Origin of the sequence: Thioclava sp. 'Guangxiensis', from assembly GCF_045348365.1 — a bacterium.
GTDB lineage: Bacteria > Pseudomonadota > Alphaproteobacteria > Rhodobacterales > Rhodobacteraceae > Thioclava > Thioclava kandeliae.
Map to the genome: position 1 here is coordinate 107,270 of NZ_CP155823.1, position 19,109 is coordinate 126,378.

16 protein-coding genes are annotated in these 19,109 nt (G+C 63.3%); 7 read left to right on the forward strand and 9 right to left on the reverse strand.

Annotated features, from left to right (window positions below):
• Window positions 1-26: 26 nt before the first annotated feature.
• Genes ABEB22_RS14015 through ABEB22_RS14025 form a run of 3 tightly spaced genes read right to left on the reverse strand, consistent with a single transcriptional unit; the run spans window position 27 to window position 2,883 of the window.
• Window positions 27-845 (reverse strand): carbohydrate ABC transporter permease, encoded by an 819-nt coding sequence (locus ABEB22_RS14015; protein WP_339114918.1) that lies wholly within the window; start codon window positions 843-845, stop codon window positions 27-29.
• A complete protein-coding gene (locus tag ABEB22_RS14020) occupies window positions 845-1,756 on the reverse strand; it encodes a sugar ABC transporter permease (protein ID WP_349295614.1) in 912 nt (303 codons plus the stop codon). The genes ABEB22_RS14015 and ABEB22_RS14020 overlap by 1 nt, the downstream gene beginning before the upstream one ends.
• Window positions 1,753-2,883 (reverse strand): ABC transporter ATP-binding protein, encoded by a 1,131-nt coding sequence (locus tag ABEB22_RS14025; protein WP_349295615.1) that lies wholly within the window; start codon window positions 2,881-2,883, stop codon window positions 1,753-1,755. Before ABEB22_RS14025 ends, ABEB22_RS14020 begins: the two co-directional genes overlap by 4 nt.
• Before the next feature lie 284 nt (window positions 2,884-3,167).
• Here ABEB22_RS14025 and ABEB22_RS14030 point away from each other — a divergent pair, with 284 nt between their 5' ends.
• The 4 genes from ABEB22_RS14030 to ABEB22_RS14045 all read left to right on the forward strand — a co-directional run bounded on the left by ABEB22_RS14030 (window position 3,168) and on the right by ABEB22_RS14045 (window position 7,926).
• Entirely contained in the window at window positions 3,168-4,559 is a 1,392-nt protein-coding gene (locus ABEB22_RS14030; RefSeq protein WP_349295616.1) for an ethanolamine ammonia-lyase subunit EutB, read from the forward strand.
• A gap of 9 nt (window positions 4,560-4,568) precedes the next feature.
• Window positions 4,569-5,330: an ethanolamine ammonia-lyase subunit EutC gene (gene eutC, locus ABEB22_RS14035; RefSeq protein WP_349295617.1), complete on the forward strand. Its 762-nt coding sequence runs from the start codon at window positions 4,569-4,571 to the stop codon at window positions 5,328-5,330.
• 39 nt (window positions 5,331-5,369) lie between these two features.
• Entirely contained in the window at window positions 5,370-6,734 is a 1,365-nt protein-coding gene (gene eat / locus ABEB22_RS14040; protein WP_339114923.1) for an ethanolamine permease, read from the forward strand.
• Between the two features lie 169 nt (window positions 6,735-6,903).
• Window positions 6,904-7,926, forward strand: coding sequence for an AraC family transcriptional regulator (locus tag ABEB22_RS14045; RefSeq protein WP_349295618.1), 1,023 nt, complete (start codon window positions 6,904-6,906; stop codon window positions 7,924-7,926).
• 31 nt (window positions 7,927-7,957) lie between these two features.
• Here ABEB22_RS14045 and ABEB22_RS14050 read toward each other — a convergent pair whose 3' ends face one another.
• Window positions 7,958-8,890 carry a glyoxylate/hydroxypyruvate reductase A gene (locus ABEB22_RS14050; protein ID WP_349295619.1) on the reverse strand — a complete coding sequence of 311 codons (933 nt, stop codon included), beginning with the start codon at window positions 8,888-8,890 and terminating at the stop codon, window positions 7,958-7,960.
• A gap of 78 nt (window positions 8,891-8,968) precedes the next feature.
• The gene (locus ABEB22_RS14055; RefSeq protein ID WP_349295620.1) at window positions 8,969-9,988 is read right to left on the reverse strand and encodes an LLM class flavin-dependent oxidoreductase; all 1,020 of its coding nucleotides are present in this window, start codon (window positions 9,986-9,988) and stop codon (window positions 8,969-8,971) included.
• A gap of 213 nt (window positions 9,989-10,201) precedes the next feature.
• Here ABEB22_RS14055 and ABEB22_RS14060 point away from each other — a divergent pair, with 213 nt between their 5' ends.
• Window positions 10,202-10,537 (forward strand): hypothetical protein, encoded by a 336-nt coding sequence (locus ABEB22_RS14060; RefSeq protein WP_339114927.1) that lies wholly within the window; start codon window positions 10,202-10,204, stop codon window positions 10,535-10,537.
• 33 nt (window positions 10,538-10,570) lie between these two features.
• Here the strand turns inward: ABEB22_RS14060 and ABEB22_RS14065 are convergent, their stop codons facing one another.
• The 3 genes from ABEB22_RS14065 to ABEB22_RS14075 form a co-directional block, all read right to left on the reverse strand.
• A complete protein-coding gene (locus ABEB22_RS14065) occupies window positions 10,571-12,952 on the reverse strand; it encodes a nitrate- and nitrite sensing domain-containing protein (RefSeq protein ID WP_349295621.1) in 2,382 nt (793 codons plus the stop codon).
• 236 nt (window positions 12,953-13,188) lie between these two features.
• On the reverse strand, window positions 13,189-14,664 hold the full coding sequence (locus ABEB22_RS14070) for an NAD-dependent succinate-semialdehyde dehydrogenase (RefSeq protein ID WP_349295622.1): 1,476 nt from the start codon (window positions 14,662-14,664) through the stop codon (window positions 13,189-13,191).
• A complete protein-coding gene (locus tag ABEB22_RS14075) occupies window positions 14,657-15,949 on the reverse strand; it encodes a 4-aminobutyrate--2-oxoglutarate transaminase (RefSeq protein WP_349295623.1) in 1,293 nt (430 codons plus the stop codon). The genes ABEB22_RS14070 and ABEB22_RS14075 overlap by 8 nt, the downstream gene beginning before the upstream one ends.
• A 121-nt stretch (window positions 15,950-16,070) precedes the next feature.
• On the opposite strand from ABEB22_RS14075, the gene ABEB22_RS14080 reads away from it, so the two are divergent.
• Entirely contained in the window at window positions 16,071-16,646 is a 576-nt protein-coding gene (locus tag ABEB22_RS14080; RefSeq protein ID WP_349295624.1) for a cupin domain-containing protein, read from the forward strand.
• 4 nt (window positions 16,647-16,650) lie between these two features.
• Here ABEB22_RS14080 and ABEB22_RS14085 read toward each other — a convergent pair whose 3' ends face one another.
• Window positions 16,651-17,583: a LysR family transcriptional regulator gene (locus tag ABEB22_RS14085; RefSeq protein ID WP_339114932.1), complete on the reverse strand. Its 933-nt coding sequence runs from the start codon at window positions 17,581-17,583 to the stop codon at window positions 16,651-16,653.
• Window positions 17,584-17,720: 137 nt separating this feature from the next.
• Between ABEB22_RS14085 and ABEB22_RS14090 the strand changes: the two genes are divergently transcribed.
• Window positions 17,721-19,109, forward strand: a complete 1,389-nt coding sequence (locus ABEB22_RS14090; protein WP_349295625.1) for an MFS transporter — start codon at window positions 17,721-17,723, stop codon at window positions 19,107-19,109.

Sequence of the window (19,109 nt, forward strand, 5' to 3'; positions counted from 1 at the left end):
GTTCGGTTGGGAGGAAGGCGGACGGGTCATTTGACGCCCGTCATGGTGATGCCCGCGATGAACTGGCGGCGGGCAAGGAGGAAACAGGCGACCATGGGGGCGGTGATCAGGCAGGCCCCCGCCATGAGCGCGCCGTAATTGGTGCCGGTCTCGGCATCGGCAAAGAACAGCATGCCAAGCGGCGGCGGTGCCAGTTCGGTGCGGTTGACGACGATCATCGGCCAATAGAGGTCGTTCCAATGGGCGACCACGGAAAATACCGCGAAGGCCGCAAGCGAGGGCAGCGAGGCGCGCAGGACCAGCCGCCAGCAGATCTCCATTTCCGAAAACCCGTCCAGACGCGCGGCCTCGATGATCTCGTCGGGATAGGAGCGGAAGGACTGGTGGAAGAGGAAGATCGCGAAGACCGACAGGAAGAAGGGCGCCATCATCGCGAAATAGGTGTTGAGCATCTGCGCCTTCGCAAGCCCCACGAACAAAGGCAGCGCCAGCGCCTGCATCGGCACGCAAAGCGCGGCCACAATCACCGATAGCAATATCTTGCGGCCACGGAACCGCAGCTTGGCCAGCGCATAGGCACAGGGCACCGCCGTCAGGACCTGCACGATCAGGATGCCCGCGCAGACGATCACCCCGTTGAGCATGAACCGCGCCATCGGCACCGAGGTCGCCGCCTGATGGAAATTCTCACCGCCCGCGAAGTCTTTCGGGATCGGCCAGAGCGAGATGTCGAAAATTTCGGAAGGCGAGCGGATCGCGGTCAGCACCATCCAGTAGAAGGGCAAAAGCATCACCACAGCGCCAAGGCCCAGCACGAGATGGGGGAGGTATTTCGAGGCGCGCATCAGTAATGGACCTTCTTTTCGAGATGGAGCGTCTGGCCGATCGAGAGCACCAGAACGAGGCCGAGGAAGATCAGCGTCAGCGCCGCCGCATAGCCCGTGTTCGAGTAATCGAAGCCCTCGAGATAGAGCGCGTAGAGCAGTGTCTCGGAGCCTGCGCGGCCCTTGGTCAGCACAGCCACGGTCTCGAACACCTTGAAGGCGGAGATCGAGGTGGTCACCGTGACAAACATCGTCGTCGGCCCCAGCATCGGCCATGTCACGGTCAGGAAACGGTCAATCGGGGATTTCGCGCCGTCCAGCTGTGCGGCCTCGTGCAGGTCCTGCGGGATGGCAGTCAGCCCTGCAAGAAACAGCACCATATTGAACCCCACGACCTGCCAGACGCCGATCAGCGCCATGGTCGGGATCAGAAGCCACGGTGTGCCCAAGAACTGCACCGCATCAAAGCCCGCCCAAGTGATCACGGCATTCACCGGCCCGAGGGTGGGGTGCAGCAGGAACTGCCAGACGGTCGCCATGGCGACCAGCGTGGCGGTGACGGGCAGGAAATAGGCCACTTCCCACAGGCCCCGCGTGCGGCTCCGCCCATGCACCAGAAGTGCCACGCCGAGCGCCAGAAAGATGCCGCAGGGGATGACGATGGCGGCATAGAGCACCGTGTTCCAGAAGGCGCGCAGGAAGACCACGTCATGGAACGCCTTGGTGAAATTCTGGAGCCCCACGAAGTTCCAGCGGATCGCCCCAAGCTGGTAGTCGGTCAGCGAGAACCCCGCCAGCGTGAGGAGTGGCAGGATATAGATCGCCAGCAGCAGCACCACGGCGGGGGCGGCAAAAAGCATACCCTTGCTGATTTTGGCACCTGTGCGGGCGCGCGCGCGGGTGGGGGCATGGGGCAAATCGAGCGCGCTCATGCCACCACCTTTTGTAGGAGGCGCGCGGTCAGGCGCTGCCCATCGGGGCCGAACACATGCAGCGCGTCCTGTGCAAAGCCCAGATGGATGATCCCGGCTGGGGCGGGGCCCGAGGCGCTCTGGCGCAGGGTCAGCGAGAGCGTCTCATCGGCCAGAAGCGCACAGCTCACATAGCGGTCGGCGCCATGGGTCTCGATACGGGTGACCCGCGCAGGAAGCCCTGTTGCCGCCAGATGCAGATCCTCGGCGCGCAGACCGAGCGTCAGCGGCCCCGCTTGCCGCACCCGCAGATCCAGCACCTCGCCCATCAGGCGCAGCCGGCCATCGGCCATGCTTTCGGCGGGCAGAAGGTTGATCGTGGGCGCGCCGATAAACCGTGCCACCGTCAGGTTGGCGGGGCGGCGATAGAGCTCTTCGGGTGTTCCCAGCTGTTCGATCCGGCCCTCCGACATCAGCGCGATCCGGTCGGACATGGTCATCGCCTCGACCTGATCATGGGTGACATAGATGAAGGTCGCGCCAAGGCGTTTGTGCAGGGCGGCCAGCTCGTCGCGCATATGGGCGCGCAGTTTGGCGTCGAGATTGGAGAGCGGCTCGTCCATCAGGAAGGCTGCCGGATTGCGCACCAAGGCCCGCGCGAGCGCCACCCGCTGGCGCTGTCCGCCCGAGAGCTGCGCCGGTTTGCGGTCCAGAAGCGCCGAGATCTGCAGCAGCTCGGCGGCATGTTCGACGGCGATCTCGATCTCGCGCAGGGTATCGCGCGGCGCGGTCAGCCGCCCCAGCAGCGGCAGCCGGTCGATCAGCCGCAGACGGCGCATGCGCAGAGGCGTCGCGATATTCTGGCGCACGCTCATATGCGGATAGAGCGCATAGGACTGGAAGACCATCGCCAGATTGCGGTCTGTCGGATCGGTGCCGGTAACATCCTCGCCATCGATCCGCACGGAGCCGGTATCGGCAGTCTCGAGCCCTGCGATGATCCGCAACAGCGTCGATTTCCCACAGCCCGACATCCCTACCAGCGACAGGAATTCGCCCGCATGGATCTCGAGATCGATCCCCTTGAGCACGGTCGTCGTGCCGAACCCCTTGCCGATACCGGCAAGTGTCACGGATTGGGAGGTCATGTCAGTTTCCTTCGCATCTGTTCGGGCTCCAGATGCAGCGGCAAGGTAACAATCAGGCTTAGCTTTTATGAAAGATTTCCGACAGGGCCCTGACCGCCGCAAGGCATGCAGCGCGATGGGGCGGTTTCGCCGGATGCCCGTCCTTCAGGCAGGGCTGCCGGTTTCGGGGGAGATCGCCAAACTTGACAGATCATGACAGTGGCGCCGGTGCGATTGTCATATGCGGTCAAGTCTTGGCGGGGCAGGATGCGCTATCCTTGCTACAGACATCTATCGGAGGCCCCATGCCCAGCTATCGCCATATGATCGGTTCCGAAATCTTCCGTTTCGACAGCCTGACCGCATTGCTGGCGGCGGCGAGCCCGCAGCGCTCGGGAGACGAGCTGGCAGGCATTGCCGCCGAGAGCGAGATCGCAAGAGTGGCCGCCCAGATGGCGCTGGCCGATCTGCCGCTCACCGAATTTCTGGCAGAACAGCTTGTGCCCTATGAGGACGACGAGGTCACGCGCCTGATCTGTGATAGCCATGATCGCGCGGCCTTCGCGCCCGTGGCGCATATGACGGTGGGCCAGTTCCGCGACTGGCTGTTGTCGAACGAGGCCAACGCGTCCTCGCTCAAGGCGTTGGCGCCGGGGCTGACGCCCGAGATGGTCGCCGCCGTCTCCAAGCTGATGCGCAACCGCGACCTGATCGCGGTGGCCCGCAAAATCGAGATCATCACCGCCTTCCGCACCACGATGGGCCTGTCGGGCACCGTCTCGAGCCGGCTCCAGCCCAACCATCCGACCGATGATCCGGCAGGCGTGGCCGCGAGCATCATCGACGGGCTCCTTTACGGCATTGGCGATGCGATGATCGGCATCAACCCCGCCACCGATAACGTGCCGCAGGCAATGGCCCTGATCCATCTGCTGGATGAACTCCGCGAGCGTCACGCGATCCCCACGCAAAGCTGCGTGCTGACCCATGTGACCAATTCCATCGAGATCATCAATCGTGGTGCGCCGCTCGATCTGGTGTTCCAGTCGATTGCGGGCACCGAGAAGGCCAATCGGGGCTTCGGGGTGGATCTGGCGATTCTGGCCGAGGCGCAGGACGCGGCGCTGTCGCTCAAGCGCGGCACCGTGGGCCAGAATGTGATGTATTTCGAGACGGGGCAGGGCGCGGCTCTGTCAGCCGATGCGCATTTCGGGATGGACCAGCAGACCGTCGAGACCCGCGCCTATGCGGTGGCGCGCGCTTTCGACCCGCTTCTGGTGAACACGGTCGTGGGCTTTATCGGGCCGGAATATCTGTTTGATGGCAAGCAGATCACCCGCGCGGGCCTCGAGGACCATTTCTGCGCCAAGCTGATGGGCGTGCCGATGGGCTGCGATGTGTGCTACACCAACCACTCCCATGCTGATCAGGATGATATGGACGGTCTGCTGACGCTTCTGTCGGATGCGGGCTGCCGGTATTTCATCGGCGTGCCGGGCGCGGATGACATCATGCTCAATTATCAGTCGCTCTCCTATCACGACATTCTCTATCTGCGCGAAAGCTTCGGGCTGCGGGCCGCGCCCGAATTCGAGAGCTGGCTTTCGGCACAGGGGATTGTGGATGAGGGCGGGCGTATCGCGCCTGCGCCGGACCGGCTGCTGGCGGCGATGACCCGCCCGGCCCTGAGCGCGTGAGGGGATACCATGAGCGATGATCTGACCCGCGACCCCTTCGCCCGCCTGCGTCAAGCCACCCGCGCCCGTATCGGGCTCGGGCGTTCGGGCGCGGGGCTGCCCACGCCGGCGCTCGCGTCCTTCCGGCTCGATGCCGCGCGGGCGCGCGATGCGGTCCATGCGCCGCTGGATGTGGCGGCCTTGCAGGCCGAGCTTTCCGAGTTCGAGACGCTGGCGCTCCGTTCGGCTGCGGCCGACCGCTCCATCTATCTCCGCCGCCCCGATCTGGGGCGCAAACTGGCCGAAGAGGATCGCGCGGGGCTGGCAAAGGGCGATTATGATCTGGCCTTTGTCATCTGTGACGGGCTGTCCTCGGCGGCTGTTGCGGCACATGCGGGCGCGACCCTGCGCGCGGCGCATGAGGCGCTGCCGGATCTGTCCATCGCGCCGGTGGCGATTGTCACCCAAGGCCGCGTGGCTGTGGGCGACGAGGTCGGGCAGGGCTTGGGGGCCCGCATGGTGGCCGTGCTGATCGGCGAGCGTCCGGGCCTGACCGTGGCTGACAGCCTTGGCATCTACCTTACCTATAACCCGCGGTCCGGTTGCCCCGATAGCGACCGGAACTGCCTGTCCAATATTCACCTCAGTGGCGGTCAGACGCCCGCTCAGGCGGCAAGCAAACTGGCATGGCTGGTGCGCGAGGCGCGCAAGCTGGGTCTGACCGGCACCAAGCTGAAAGAAGAGGCTCCCACGCTGGCGGCCTCGGAAACAACCGCAATTCCAAAGGAATAGGCCCTAAGGGGCATCGAAAAACAAAACGGGGAAAACATCATGTCAACTGGCAAAGCGGGGCTGTCAAAAAGCCTCAACGCCTTCCATCTCTGGGGTCTCGCAGTCGGCCTCGTGATCTCGGGTGAATATTTCGGTTGGAGCTATGGCTGGGAAAGCGCGGGCACGCTGGGCTTCCTGATCACCACGATCATCGTGGCGGCCATGTATACCGCCTTTATCTTCAGCTTCACCGAACTGACCACCGCCATTCCGCGCGCAGGCGGGCCGTTTGCCTATGCCAGCCGCGCCTTCGGCCCGACGGGCGGCGCCATCGCGGGCTTTGCCACGCTGATCGAGTTCCTGTTTGCCCCGCCCGCCATCGCGCTGGCGATCGGCTCCTATCTCAACGTCCAGTTCCCCGGGCTTGACCCGAAACTGGCGGCGGTAGGCGCCTATATCATCTTCATCGCACTCAATATCGCGGGTGTGAAAATCGCGGCGACCTTCGAATTGCTGGTGACGCTGCTTGCGGTCTTCGAGCTCTTGGTCTTCATGGGTGTTGTCGCCCCTGCCTTCTCGGTGACCAATTTCGCGGCCAATGGCTGGGCTGGCGCCAGCGAGTTCTCGCCCGTGGCCATCGGCGGTATCTTTGCCGCGATCCCCTTTGCCATCTGGTTCTTCCTCGCCATTGAGGGCGTCGCTATGGCCGCAGAAGAGGCCAAGGACCCGCGCCGCACCATTCCGAAAGCCTATATCGCCGGTATCCTGACGCTCGTGTTCCTCGCCTTCGGGGTGATGATCATGGCAGGTGGCTCGGGCGACTGGACGCAGCTGTCGAACCTCAATGACCCGCTGCCGCAGGCGATGATCCGTGTGGTGGGTGAAGGCAGCGGCTGGACCCATATGCTTGTCTGGCTCGGTCTCTTCGGTCTGGTGGCGTCGTTCCACGGCATTATCATGGGCTATGCCCGCCAGATGTTCGCCCTGTCGCGCGCAGGTCTTCTACCGGAAGTCTTCTCGAAGGTGCATCCGCGCTTCCACACGCCGCATGTGGCCACCATCGCGGGTGGTGTCGTAGGCATCATCGCGATCTATTCGGATAGCCTGATCTCGGTCGCCGGCATGTCGCTGACCGCCACTATCGTGACGATGGCCGTGTTCGGCGCGCTGGTGATGTATATCATGTCGATGGCCTCGCTCTTCCGTCTGCGCAAGTCCGAGCCTGATCTGGACCGCCCGTGGAAGGCGCCCCTGTTCCCGGTCCTTCCGGCAATCGCGCTGGGGCTTGCCTGCCTCGCGATGCTGGCGATGATCATCTACAATTTCGAGATCTTCGTGATCTTCGCGATCCTGATGATCCTCGGTGTGGGTGTGGCCGCCTTGCTGCGCCGCAAGGTCGACGCGACCGCAACGCCGGGCGAGTAAACACGCCTCTTCATATCTGATTTTCCACCCGCCTCTTAATTGGGCGGGTGGTTTATTTTTTAATCACATTCCTTGTTCCGCCCTTGTAAACAAGGCAACCGGAGGCGGCGCGAATTGCTATAAGCGATGGTTGCGTTCATCTCCATCTCCCAGAGATGGAGGGATTCCCATGCAGGCCCAGACACCGCAGGTTCTCGCCGCAGCCGCGACCGGTATCGACGGATTCATCCGCCGTTACAGGCTGTGCCCTGACAGTTTCTTCGGCAGCCTTGGCTTTGCGCCCGAGACCGCGGCCCAGCCGATGAGCCGGATGGATCTCGACCTGTATTGCCGGATGATGGAACTGGGCGCCGAGCGTTCGGGCGATGTGAATTTCGGGCTGGCCTACGGGCAGGCCTTTACACCAGAGATGTTGGGGCTGATCGGCTATATCGCGATCAACTCGGCCAGTCTGGGCGATGCCGCGCAAAATCTGGCGGCCTATTTCCCGTGGCACCAGCAGGGCACTGCGACCGGCTTCCGCGCACAGGACGATCTGAGCTGGATCAGCTACCGTGTGGCCCCGGATCGTGTGCGGATGCGTGATCAGGACGCGCTGGTGACATTGGGGATGTTCCGCAATGTCCTGCGCCATGCGGGCGGCGAGGAGTGGGCGCCCGAACTGATCGAGCTGGAGCAAGCCGATAACGGCACCCGCGCCGAGATCGAGGCCGCCTTCGGGGCGCCTGTGCGTTTCGGCCGCCCGACCAATGCGCTGGTCTTCCGGTCAGCCGATCAGGGACTTGCTATGCCCAAGGCCGATGGTACGCTCCAGCAGCTGTTGCGTTGTAATCTTCAGGCGCTCAGCCTGCGCGAGACGGGGCCTTGCGTGACCGAGGCGGCCGCCGAGGTGATCCGGCTGCATCTGAAAGATACCACGCTGGATCTCGACCTTCTATCGGACCGGATGGGGATGCCGCGCTGGACGCTCCAGCGCCGCCTTCAGGATTGTGGCACCAGCTTCGCACGGCTTGTCGAGGAGACCCGCCGCGAGCAGGCCTGCCGCTATCTTGAAGGCTCGGGCCTGTCGATCTCGCTGATTGCGGAAGAGTTGGGCTATTCCGAACCCAGCGCCTTCGTTCGCGCTTTCCGACGCTGGGAAAATACCTCGCCCTCGCAATATCGCAAGGCGTTCAACGCCTTGCGACATTAGGGTTGCGGCATCAGAGCGATATCGGGCTGGATCAGTAGCCCCGCTGCATATCGGCCTGATCCTTGCAATGGCCCTTCGCCTCGAATTCCGCGATATTGGCGGCCATGATGTGGCTGCCGGTCTCGGGGTCGACCTGTGAGGCAATATGCGGGGTTACCGTCACCCCTTCATGCGTCCAGAACGGATGGTCCTTGGCCAGGGGCTCCAGCGGGAAAGCATCGAGGATGGCATGGGCGATCTGGCCGCTCTCCAGCGCCTCCAGCAGGGCCGCCTCGTCGAGATGGTCGCCGCGGGCGGCGTTCAACAGGCGGGCACCTTTGGGCAATTGCGCGAAAAAGTCGGCATTCAGGATATGATGGGTCTCGGGGGTCAGCGGTAAGAGGTTCACCACGATCTCGCAGCCCTCCAGAAACGCCTTCAGACCCTCGGGGCCATGATGGCAGGTGACGCCGTCGATGGTTTTGGGGCTTCGCGCCCAGCCGCGCGTCTCAAAGCCGATCTGCGCCAGCAGGGCCGCCGACGCCGCCCCCAGATTGCCCAGACCCAGCACACCGACCGTGCGCTGCCCTGCAACCGGCGCGACCAGCGCCTTCCATTCGGCTTTTGCCGCCGCGAGCTGCATCTCGGGCATGTAGCGGTGCAGGTTCAGCACCTGCACCGCCACATATTCGCGCATCCGCTGGGTCAGATCGGTGCCCACCGTGCGGATCACCGGGATATGGCGCGGGAGTTCTGCATCCGCAGCGATATGGTCTACCCCTGCCGCGAGCGAGATGATGGCCTTCAGATTGGGCAGCCCTGCCAGAAAGCCCGTCGCGGGTTGCCAGACCGCGGCATAGGTCACGGCCTGCGCATCGAAGGGCTCATGAGCGGAAACGATCTCGGCCTCGGGCAGCACGCCCTGCAGGCGGGTGACCCATTTGGCGGAGGTTTTCGGATTGGGGAGGTAAACGACGATGCTCATGATGATCCCTGTAGTATAATTTTGCCGGATCAGAGCAAGAAAACCACGCCGGTGCAAGGCGTGGTTTCAGGGATTTAGTTAGCGCCAGCCCAGAGCGGGAGCCACATGGGTCAGGATGCTTTCCAGCACATGGACGTTATAATCGACGCCCAGCATATTCGGCACGGTCAGCAGTAGCGTATCGGCCTCGGCAATCGCCTCGTCCCGACGCAACTGTTCGATCAGGCGATCGGGTTCGTCAGCATAGCCCCGCCCGAAAACCGAACGGGTCTGGTCTATGAAACCGATCTGGTCCTGATCCTTGGAGCCGTTGCCGAAATACATCCGGTCCTGATCATTGGTCAGCGCAAAGATCGAGCGCGACACCGAAACCCGCGGGCTGCGCGCGTGACCCGCCTCTTTCCAGGCCTCGCGATAGGCACGGATCTGTTTGGCCTGCTGGATATGGAAGGGCTCGCCGGTCTCGTCATCTTTCAGGGTCGAGCTTTGTAGGTTCATCCCGAGCTGCGCGGCCCAGATCGCCGTCGCGTTCGAGCCCGCGCCCCACCAGATGCGTTCCTTCAGGCCCGGGCTCTGGGGCTCGAGCCGCAGCAGGCCGGGCGGGTTGGGGAACATCGGGCGCGGATTGGGTTGGGCAAAGCCCTCACCGTCGAGCATCCTGAGGAAAACCTCCGTATGGCGGCGTGCCATATCGGAAGGGCTTTCGCCCTCGGCGGGCTGGTATCCGAAATGCTTCCAGCCGTCGATCACCTGTTCGGGCGATCCGCGCGAGATACCGAGCTGCAGCCGCCCGCCCGAGATCAGATCGGCGCTGCCGGCATCCTCGACCATATAGAGCGGGTTCTCGTAGCGCATATCGATGACACCGGTGCCGATCTCGATACTTGTCGTGCGTGCGCCCACCGCAGCCAGAAGCGGGAAAGGCGAGGCCAGCTGGCGGGCATAATGGTGCACACGGTAATAGGCGCCATCGACGCCCATCTGCTCCGCCGCAACAGCGAGGTCGATGGATTGAAGCAGAACATCCGAGGCCGAACGCACCTGCGAGCCACGGTCATCCGCCCAGTGGCCGAAAGAGAGAAAGCCGATCTTTTTCATACAAGTGATCCTTTCAGTTCCTTCGCATCTAGGAGTGCGGACAGGGGGGCTGCAAGGGCGCGGGCTGTTCCCTCAGGCGCAGGCGATGTGCACAAGGATCGGGATTGAGGCGGGGGCGGGGATCTGCCATCGTCTGCAGCAGTGATCGGGCCACTCGAATTCGGGGCCGCTTGCACGGTCATTCAATGTATTCTGTAAGTCGGGGAGGAACATATGCCCATTCTGAAACTCCATGTCGACAGGACATGTGACGCGCGCATCGATCCGGAGGGGGTCCGGACCCTGCTTGTCGATCTGCGTGCAATCCTTTGCGAGAGACTGTCCTCGGCAGAGGCGGCCTGCCAGCTGGCATGGCTGCCGGTCACGGGCCTTCCGGACCAGCCGGTGGTCAATTGCGAACTGGCGATTCTGCCGAAGCCCGAGCGGACGCGCGAAAAGCTTACGGAACTGGCGGAAGTGCTGAAGGCGCGGATCGAGGAGGTGACCGGACCAAAGGTCGCCGTGCGGATCTCGCATCTCGATGCCGCGACCTATGTCGCGCTGAAATGACAGCAGAGGCGGCGCGTTGTTGCCGCCTCTCCCCTAGCTCGCCATCCGGTTCGGTTCGTCGAAAAGCTCGACGTCTCCCGTATCGATCTTGAAGGTTCCGAGCTCGGCGGAAAGCGCCTGTGTCTCGTTGCGCAGGGTCGTGATCGCGGCATTTGTCTCTTCGAACATCGCGGCATTCTTCTGGGTGGTCTGATCCAGTTCCAGCGTGGCGTTCGAGATTTCCTTGATGCCGATTGTGGTTTCTCGGGTGGCGCCCACAATCCCCTCGATCCGGCTGCGTATGTCACGCACGCCTTGCACGATTTCCTCGAGTGCCCTGCCGGTGGAATTGACCATCGAGACCCCACGTTGCACATCGGCGCTGGATGTCGAGATCATGGTGCCTATTTCCTGCGAGGCGTCGGCGGAGCGCTGCGCCAGAGCCCGCACCTCGGAGGCCACAACCGCAAACCCACGGCCCGCTTCCCCCGCCCGCGCGGCCTCGACGCCGGCATTGAGCGCCAGAAGGTTGGTCTGGAAGGCGATATCATCGATCACCTGCAGCACACGTTCGATCTTGGCCGAGGAGTTCTCGATGCTGCTCATGGCGGCGATCGCATCGACCACGACCTCGTGCCCGCGCTCGGCCCGTTCGTTGATATCGGTGACGGTTTTCTGGGTCTCGTCCAGCTCCCGTGACGAACTGCTGACGGAGGCCGACATTTCGGTCAGCGCCGAGGTGGTTTCTTCCAGCACGGCGGCATTCTTCTCGGACCGGCGGGCCAGATCTGCCGAGGCGTCGGAAATCTCGCGGGTCGAGCTTTCGATGCGCTGCGACGAGGCTGCGATGCTCTGCATTGTCGCCGAGAGGGCCTCTGCCGCCTGATTGCTTGACTGGGCGATGCGGCGGAAGCTGCCGCGAAGGGTTTCGGGCATACGATAGGTAAAATCGCCGCGTGCGAAAGTCTGCATCGACCTCTCGACCTCGCCCAGACCCTGTTCGACGCTGGCGCCGATCTCGTTCAGGCCCTGACACAGATCGGCCATGATGCCGTCCTTACCCTCGAGCGGGATGCGTTTGGTGAAATCTCCGCTGGCACAGGCATTGACGACATCCCTAACGTCCTTGGCAATCGCCTCATCGGCCGCACGTTTGGCGGTCGTTTCGGCCAAAGCCTGTTCTGAGGCGCGGCGCTCTTCAAGGCGCAGGACCTCGGATCTCTCGCGCTCGGCATGTTCGCGGGCGAGCTCTTCCTTGGCATGGGTCTCTTCCTTGGCCCGTGCCGTGAGGATACTGCTCCGGAAGGCCTCGATCGCTTCGTTGATGCGGTCGAATTCGACGATGGTTGTCATCGGCATGTCACTCTCGAGATCGCCGGTCGCCATTTTTGCCGCCCGCTGCGATATGTTGGTAACCTCCTGAACCATACTTCTCGTTATGCGCCGGGCAATAACGAGGATCACAGCTGTCGCGGCAAACATGGCGAGCGTGTTGAGCAGCAGCAGCCATAGCTGATGGTTGCGATATGCCGTGGCGACCTCGTTGATATTGCTCCCCAGACTGTCCTCGAAGGTCTTGAGTTGGCCGATGCGGGTCGTGGTCGCGTCAAAAAACTCCTTGGGAGTGATGCCCTCTACCGAACCCGTATCCGGATAGGCGAAGGCGATCGCGCGTAGCTCGTTCACGCGGGTAAATGCAGAGCCATTTTCCAGCGTCGCGAAGGCCGCCACCTGTTCCGGTGTTGCGAACTGGCGGAAAAAAGCAAACCCCATATCCTGTTGGGAGATCAGCCGGTGCAATGTCCCCAGCCGTGCCGTATCGAAGCGCCCGAGCGCGAAGCCGCCCGAGCCGATAGCCCGCTCGATACCCGCGCGTTCCTTGGCCGCCATGAAGGAGGTGAACGCGCTCAGACGTTTGGCCATATCTGCGTTCAGCCCCATTTCCGTGAGCTGGCCCAGCATCGCGATCGTGTCGCCGTTGATCTTGGTATAATGTCCCAAAGCGTCGGGCACCGGAATGGCGAGATCATCGACCTGCGCCCGCACCGCATCATGCTTCGCGATCTGCGCCTGGATCTCGGCATAGGAGCTGGCCAGCTCGGGCGGCAGGCCATCTGCCACGGCGGACCCGACCTGTGCGACCTCGCGCACCCGCTCATCCGTCAAGGCGCGTTGTGCGGCCAGTTCCTCGGCAAAGGTCGCGCCCTTGCTGCTGAGATAGATGCTTGTCGCGCCCCGTTCTTTTTGCTGCTCATGCACCAGATTGGAGAGAGAGGAGGCAAATCGCATGAGATGGGTCAGGGTCTGCGCATCGAGCGCGTTGGAGATCCGCTGTGTGATCATTGCGGCTGAGAACACGACCACGGCGAAAAGCGGAACCATGATCAGGCGCGAGACCTTCTGATGCAGGAAGACAGGACGCGAGGGTGCGGACATTGTGCGGCTCACCTTATTGACAGTGAGCATAGTCTTAAGCGTGATTTATTAAGAGCTACTTTCCCTCAAGGCGTGTATTTTCATATGCAGAAATTATTTCTGCAGCCGCATCCTTATGAAATATTGGGGCAAATTCCGATTATCCGCGATGCACCGAAATTTAGCGTAAAATCTAGGGTAAATCGGGAAAGCCGTATAAAGGGAAATGCCTCCGGCCTAACCGGAGGCATCTGGCATTATCTTATCCCGCCGAAGCAGAGATTCTTGATCTCGAGATAGTCGTCGCAGCCGTATTTGGAGCCCTCGCGCCCCTGTCCCGATTGCTTGATCCCGCCGAACGGCGCGATTTCCGAGGAGATGGCACCGGTATTGATGCCGACCATCCCCGTCTCGAGCGCCTCGCCCACGCGCCATGCGCGCTTGAGATCGCCCGTGTAGAAATAGCTCGCCAGCCCGAATTCGGTGTCATTGGCAAAGGCGATCGCCTCGGCCTCGGTCTCGAACTTTACCAGAGGCGCCAGCGGGCCAAACGTCTCTTCGGAGGCCACCTTCATCTCTTGCGTAACGCCGGTCAGCAGGGTGGGCTCGTGGAAGGTTCCGCCCAGAGCCGAGCGTTTACCGCCTGTCAGAACGGTCGCGCCCTTCGCCACAGCATCCGCGATATGGTCCTCGACCTTGGCCAGCGCTGCCGCGTTGATCAGCGGGCCGGTGGTCGTGCCTTCCGCAAACCCATCGCCCAAGGTCAATGCGCCCATGGCTTTGGCCAGTTTCTCGGCAAAGGCGTCATAGACACCGGCCTGCACATAGATGCGGTTGGCACAGACACAGGTCTGACCATTATTGCGGAACTTGGCGATCATCGCGCCCTGGACCGCCGCATCCACATCGGCATCGTCGAACACGATAAAGGGCGCATTGCCACCCAGTTCGAGCGAGATCTTCTTCACCGTATCGGCGCCCTGACGCATCAGGATCTTGCCCACGCGGGTCGAACCGGTGAAGGTCATCTTGGCGACCTTGGGACTATCGCATAGCGCCTTGCCGATCCCTGCGGCATCGAGGCCGGTCACGATGTTGAACACACCTGCCGGCACGCCGGCACGCTCGATCAGCACGGTCAGCGCCAGTGCCGAAAGGGGCGTGAACTCGGACGGGCGTGCCACCATCGTGCAGCCTGCCGCGAGCGCGGGCGCAAGCTTGCGCGCGATCATCGCATTGGGGAAGTTCCACGGAGTGATGGCACCCACCACACCCACCGGCTGTTTGACGACAACCATGCGGATGTCGGTCGCATGACCGGGGATGAAATCGCCATAAAGACGCTTGGCCTCTTCCGAGAACCACTCGACATAGGAGGCGCCGTAAAGCACCTCGCCACGGGCCTCGGCCCAAGGCTTGCCCATCTCGGCGGTGAGGATAGTGGCCAGATCATCGGCATTGGCAACCATCAGATCATAGAGCTTGCGCAGGATCGCGCCGCGCTCCTTGCCGGTCTTGGCAGCCCAAGCGGCTTTGGCCGCATAGGCCGCGTCGATCGCGCGATTGGTATCGGTAACGGTCAGGTCCGGCACCTCGGCCAGCGTCTCGCCGGTCGAGGGGTTCTCGACCGCGAAACGCGTCTCCGACCCCACCCATTCACCATTGATATAGGCGCGCGTCTCCAGCAGAGACGCGTCCTTGAGTTTGGCTGCCAGATCCGAGCGATCAAGCATCGGCCAGTTCCTTGATGCCTTTGACCTCTTTGATGGCGGCGGTCAGGATGTCCATCGCCTCATCGAATTGTGCCTCCGGAATGGTGATCGGCGCGAGGAAGCGGATCACATTGCCATAGACGCCACAGGTCAGCAGCAGCAGGCCACGCTCCAGCGCTGCCAGACGGATCTTGTTGGTCAGCTCGGTCGCGGGGGTGCCATCGGCATTCATGAATTCAGCCGCGACCATGAAGCCCGGACCACGGATCTCGGCCAGTTCCGGCACGAGGGTTTTCAGCTCTTCGAGCTTGGTGTTCAGCTTGGCTCCCAGCGTGTTGGCGCGCGCGCAGAGCTTTTCTTCCTCGATCACATCGAGCACGGCATTGGCCGCGGCAATCGCCAGCGGGTTGCCGCCATAGGTGCCGCCCAGACCACCCGGGCCTGCCGCATCCATGATCTCGGCGCGGCCAACGACACCCGCGATCGGGAAACCACCCCCCAGCGATTTCGCCATGGTGATCAGATCGGCATGGGCGTCATGTTGCTCCATCGCGAAAACGGTGCCGGTGCGGGCGAAGCCGGTCTGGACTTCATCGGCGATCATCACGATGCCATGTTTGTCGCAGAGCGCACGGATACGGGCGGTGAACTCTTTCGGCGCGGGCACGAAGCCGCCTTCGCCCTGCACGGGCTCGAGCACGATGGCCGCGACGCGGGCCGGATCGACATCCGCTTTGAACAGCTTCTCGATCGCATTCAGGCTGTCATCGACCGAAACACCATGCGCTTCATAGGGGTATGGCGCGTGGAAGACGTCATTCATCAGCGGGCCGAAGCCGATCTTGTAGGGCGCAACCTTGCCGGTCATCGCCATGGTCATGAAGGTCCGGCCGTGGAAGCCGCCCTGGAAGGTGATCACAGCCGAGCGGTTGGTATGCGCACGGGCAATCTTGACCGCGTTTTCAAGCGCTTCGGCACCGGTGGTGACAAAGAGGCACTTCTTGGCGAAATCGCCGGGCGCCAGTTCGTTGATACGCTCGGCCAGACGGACATAGTTTTCATAGGGCACGACCTGATGGCAGGTATGGGTGAAGGCGTCGAGCTGCGCCTTGACCGCCTCGACCACTTTCGGATGGCGGTGACCGGTGTTCAGCACGGCGATGCCCGAGCCGAAATCAAGAAGGCGGTTGCCATCGGCATCCCAGATTTCCGAGTTCTCGGCGCGGACTGCGTAATGCGAGGTGAGGACGCCGACGCCACGGGCGAGGGCTGCTTTGCGGCGGGTTTCGATATCTGCATTTGCCATGAGGAGTATCCCTGAAGAGCTGATTTGAGAGAAGTCTAGCGGGATTTGGAAAGTTAAATAGTCTGTTTCTTATTGGCTGTAAGTCGTTGTATAAGCGTCATGGAATGGAGGTGTTTGATCTATGGTGAACACTCATAACACGACCTCCCAGGACAAGGAGCTGGGCCACCGACTGCGCGTGATTCGCGAGCGGGCGGGGCTGTCGCAGCGCGCACTGGCCAAGAAGGTGGGCGTGCCCAATTCGACGATCTCGCTGATTGAATCGGGCAAGATGAACCCCTCGGTGGGGGCGCTGCGCAAGATCCTCGATGGTATCCCGATCAGTCTCTCGGCTTTCTTCGAGTTCCAGCCCGATGCCGAGCGCCAGATTTTCTATGCCGCGGACGAGCTGACCGAGATCGGCAAGGGGAAGCTGTCGCTGCGCCAGATCGGCGGCACGCTCTTTGGCCGCGCGATGATGATCCTGCAGGAAACCTACGAGCCGGGCGCCGATACGGGCCGCGTGATGTATGGCCATGAGGGCGAGGAGGGCGGGATCGTCCTCTCGGGGCGGGTGGAGATCACCGTGGGCGAGGAGCGCAAGGTGCTCGGCCCGGGCGATGCCTACTACTTCGACAGCCGACTGCCGCACCGGTTCCGTCAGGTGGGCGCCGAGCCCTGTGTGGTGTTCAGCGCCTGCACGCCGCCGACCTTCTGAGCGCTCAACCCGCGCCCACCATCCGCGTGCATTCGCGCACCAGTTCGCGTAGCCAGCGGTTGGCCGGATCACGGTCCATCCGCGGGTGCCAGATCAGCGAGATCACGATCTCGCCCGTCTCGAAGGGCAGATCGAAGATCTCCGGCCCCTCAAGGCCGAGCGCCATCAGGCGGCGCTTTTCCATCATGGCATAGGAATGGGGCAGGATCGCCACCAGATCGCTCTGCTGGGAAATGGAGAGCGCCACCAGAAAGGATGGCACCTGAAAGGTCCGGCGGCGCTTCAGCCCGATCTCGGCAAGTGCCCGATCCACCACATGCGTGAAATTCACCGGCTGGTGCAGGGTGGAGACGATGCTGTCGCTCTCGGCAAAATCGCGCGCGGTGATCGGTCGCGCGGCCAGAGGGTGTCCGGGCCGTGTCACCCCCACAAAATAATCACGGGTCAGGCGCTGGACTTTCAGCTCGGGCGCGGTGTCGCGCAGGATACCCAGCTCCAGATCGCACAGCCCGTCGCGCAGCGCCCGCGCGGGGTTGGGTTCTTTCTGCGCGAAGAGCAGCCGCACACCGGGGGCGCGTTCGCGCACCAGCCCCAGTAATGTCGCGCCATAGGCGGCGATGAACCCGTCATTGGCACGGATGACGAAATCACGCTGCAGATGGGCGGGGTCCAAGAGGGTCTCGGCCGGCCTCAGTACGGTCTCGACCTCGGCGGCCAGATGCGGCACGCGCTCCTTGAGGGCCTCGGCATGCGGCGTCAGCACCATACCGCGCCCCGCCCGCACCAGAAGCGGGTCGCCCGTGGCCTCGCGCAGACGCGCAAGCGTCCGGCTCATGGCCGAGGTCGACAGCCCCAGCCGCCGTGCGGCCGCGGCCACACTCCCCTCGGCCAGCAGCGCATCGAGCGCCCGCAGCAGGTTGAGATCACGCATATCCATCGGTCCAGCCTAAGGCACCTGCCGCGCACGCGCCAGCCGTGGCATGGCGTTTGGTGCAACTATTAAATGCAATGGCTGCGTCTTCTGCATTTCGCCAGAGATGATAGATCTGGCGGCATGACGAAAGGATGATCCCGATGACCCATGCCGATCCTGCGGCCACGCAAACCACCGTTTACGAGGACGGCCTGCCCGCGCCGCGCCGCTATTTCGCGCTCTTTGCCCTGCTGGTAACGCTGACGCTGGTGGTGCTCGACGGGGCCATCGCCAATGTCGCGCTTCCGGCGATCCACGAGAGCCTGAATGCCTCGACCTCGAAAACGGTTTGGGTGGTCACCGCCTATCAGCTGACCCTCGTCATGGGGCTCCTGCCGATGGCGTTTCTGGGCGAGGCCATCGGTCCCAAACGGCTGTTTACCGGTGGGGTCATCCTGTTCACGCTCTCCTCGGGGCTCTGTGCGCTGGCGCCCAGCATCGACTGGCTGATTGCGGCGCGGGTGCTGCAGGGGATAGGCGCGGCGCCCATCATGTCGCTGACCATCGCGCTTTTGCGCTACAGCCTGCCTGCGGGAATGCTGGGGCGGGTGATCGGGTTCAACTCGATGGTGGTGGCGCTGGCGACGGCGGCGGGGCCCGCGCTTGGCGCGGCGGTCCTGTCGGTGACCGGCTGGCCGTGGCTCTTCGCGCTCAACGTGCCGGTGGGGATCGTGGCGCTTGTGGCATCGGTGGCGCTGATCGGGCCGCGGGGCACGGGGCGCCGCGCCGATATTCCGGCGATGGTGATGAATGCGCTGGGGTTTGCCGCGCTGATCCTCGGGGCAGGGCGGGTGGCGGTCGTGCCGTGGCAGGGCTGGGCGATGCTGGCGGCGAGCGTGCTGGTCTTTGCCGCGCTGATCCGGCGCGAATGGCACAAGGAGACCCCCGTCATCCCGCTCGATCTAGTGCGCCGTCCCGCATTCCGGCTATCGATCATCGTCTCCGTGACGATCTTCGCGGGCCAGATGGCGGGGTTCGTGGCGCTGCCTTTCCTGCTGATGCGCGGGTTCTCGATGTCGCCTCTGGAAATGGGGCTCGCGATGAGCGCATGGCCGCTGGCTCTGGCGACGACCGGCGCATGGGCGGGGCGGATGGCCGACCGGATCGATGGCGCGCGGCTCTGTGCTATCGGGGCGCTCGTCATGGCGCTCGGGTTCGCGATCGCCTCGGTCTGGTCGACATCGCTGGTGCCGCTGATCCTCGGCATGGTGATCTCGGGGGCGGCCTTCGGCTTCGTGCAGGTGCCCAATAACCGCAATATGCTGATGACGGCGCCGCGGGTGCGGGCAGGGGCGGCGGGGGGCTGCCAGAGCACGGCGCGGCTGCTCGGCCAGACGGTTGGCGGGCTGGCACTGTCGATCATGTTCGCGCTGCTGCCCGAGGGAGAGGTGCCGCAGCTCGGGCTGGCCTTTGCCGCCATTGCCGCGATTGCGGGCGGGCTGATGAGCCTGCGCCGGAGCGCTGTGGCCCGTTCTGTTATCGCGGGCTGA